The following is a 2495-nucleotide window of genomic DNA, read 5'->3' as shown; positions in this document are numbered from 1 at the left end:
TTAATTCTAGGATGCCTGGAGGTGTCCCTCCTTTTTCAGGTACACCTCTGTAATTTTAGTTTCCATTCTCTGTATTTTTAGTTTACCAAAAACAGATAAAAAGCCCGCCCCTGTAAAAGCGGATTACTAACCATGTTTAAACCATCGATTAACCATAAATAGAACATCAAATCCAAGGCAGATTATTAATTTTAATCTTCATTTTTCTAACCAGCAAACTTAATGCCGTTGTAGCTTTACGCATACTTTTTTCTCTAACTCTTCAGCTATAGTCATGACATCTTTCTTCCTTTGCTAACTTAGGGTCATTCATAGCGACTTTAACAACTCATCATAAGATCTATTTCTAAATCAAACTCATGAGCTGCAGAATCTAATACTTTGTATTCCAATTCATCTTAGCTTTCCAAAAGAAAATCCATCGTCCGATAAATAGCTTTGGATTTAACTAACATAACGCCGGGTATGTAAACCTCATTCTCTCCCCAGCCTTTGATAGCCAATTTGTTGGTCTAGACGATTTTTTAACTTCAGTTGATCCGCTTTCCTAACAGATTTGGGGTAGTTAATGAAAATTAATTAAGGAATTTTATTTAATTTATGCAATTAATTAAAACACATAATAATGTGATTGATTATAATAAGCTAATAAGTCACTTTTATAATATCATACTCCACAAATAGCTAAGATTAAGATTTATGAATAATAATAACATTTTCATTGAGCTTTTTTATGATAATCTAGAACTCTCAATTTATCAATATAATATTTTGTGCCTGGTCCTTCTCCTTCTTTTAAAATAATATTTTGGTCTCTTAAGGGTTGTATTGCTTTTCTAATTCCTTCTGCATCTTTATAATTCAAGTTTTTTTGTAATTCTTTATTAGAATATTTATCTCTAGTTTCTAACATCAATTCAATAATTCTCTGAGTTATTTTTTCAAAGGTCTCATTATAATCTATATCATCCATTAGTGATTCAACTCTATCTTTTTTGCTCTCGAATGTATCATCAACTTCTTTTTCTTTATCTAGTTCTTCAGTGTTCAAGGCTTTATTAATTTTTTCTTCCAGTTCATCAAGGACTTGTTGTGGTTTTTCCCACCATTTTCTAGACCATATTCGTTCTATCTGCCAGCCTTTGTTTTCCAGGAATTTCTGACGGTGAATATCACGTTCCCGGGCAGATTTACTGCTATGATATTGAGCTCCGTCACATTCGATACCTAGTAAGTATTCCTCTTCATTATTAGGATTTACTAAACCGAGGTCTATCCGATAACCATAACTTCCAACCTGGGTATGAATCTCATATCCTCTTTTTCGCAAAGCCTGAGCTACTTTTTTCTCAAAAGGAGAATCATAATCATAAAAACTAACTTCCCCCTGAGACAGATTATTCCTCTTTTGAAGATCCTCTAGTAAGTTTTGAGCATCTCCATCATTACCTTCACTGATATATTTTACATATCTTAAATAGTCTTTAAAGAGTTTAGGGCCACGATTAGAGGTACTAGCTACTTCTAAATCATAATCTGGATCAAATGAGCAGAATATATCTATACTTTCCTGGGCTCTTGTTACTGCTACATTGAGACGTTTCCCACCTCCTTCTCTATTCAATAGGCCAAATCTATTAGGAACCCTTCCCATCTCAGAATCAATAGCATAACCAACTGACATAATCATATGCTTTACTTCATCCCCCTGGACATTTTCTAAATTTTTAATCCAAACATAAGAATTAGTAGTTATACTACCAATACACCATTCCCATACTATTTTTTCTACATCGGTCAATTCACTTTCTTTACGCTTACCTTCCAGTTTTTTCTGTAAAATATCGACCAATATATCAGCTTGATCCTGATTAAAAGTAACAACCCCCCATAAAGTTTTACCAGTCATTTGTTCTTTAGCAGGAAGTTGTTCCAAAAGATAATTAATGACCGCTTCTCCTTCAATTTCATTAGTTCTTTTCTCCCATTTGCCATTAATTTGATGCCAATCTAAAGCTCTATATTCACTTTGTTTCCTAGTACAAGATGGAGCAATCATCAACTTACCATCATAAAAAGCCCTATTAGAAAAATCTATTAATTCCGGATATCTACTGCGATAATGATATTTTAACATTTTATCTGGCCAGACATCATCTGCTGCATCAAGCAAACTACTCTTTTCGTCTTCGGCAATGTTATCTGATTCTTCTCGACTGATAGCCTTATGAAAAAGCCGGTTGGGAGGCATCTGGTTTTTATCCCCTACTACGGTAATTCTTTCTCCCCGAGCCAGAGCAGGCAAGGCATTTTCCAAAGGAATCTGACTTGCCTCATCAAATATTACATGATCAAACTTATCTTCAAGATCAAACAAACGGGCAACCTGGTCAGGGCTAGCTGTTCTATGCTACCATTAAAATCAAGTTAAACCTTTTAAAATTACTTTACATTACTTCACTAAAAGACCCGTCAAGCATTTCACGGAGGAGGAA

The 2495-nt window shown here is 34.1% G+C and carries 1 protein-coding gene; it reads right to left on the bottom strand.

Features of this window, described 5'->3' with window-relative positions; all coding sequences use genetic code 11:
- Nucleotides 1–718: 718 nt before the first annotated feature.
- On the bottom strand, nt 719–2377 hold the full coding sequence (locus BLT15_RS12945) for an AAA domain-containing protein (protein ID WP_089762492.1): 1659 nt from the start codon (nt 2375–2377) through the stop codon (nt 719–721).
- Between the last annotated feature and the right edge of the window lie 118 nt (nt 2378–2495).

It is taken from the genome of Halarsenatibacter silvermanii (assembly GCF_900103135.1).
Lineage (GTDB): Bacteria > Bacillota > Halanaerobiia > Halanaerobiales > Halarsenatibacteraceae > Halarsenatibacter > Halarsenatibacter silvermanii.
This window is presented reverse-complemented; position numbering and strand designations above follow the sequence as displayed.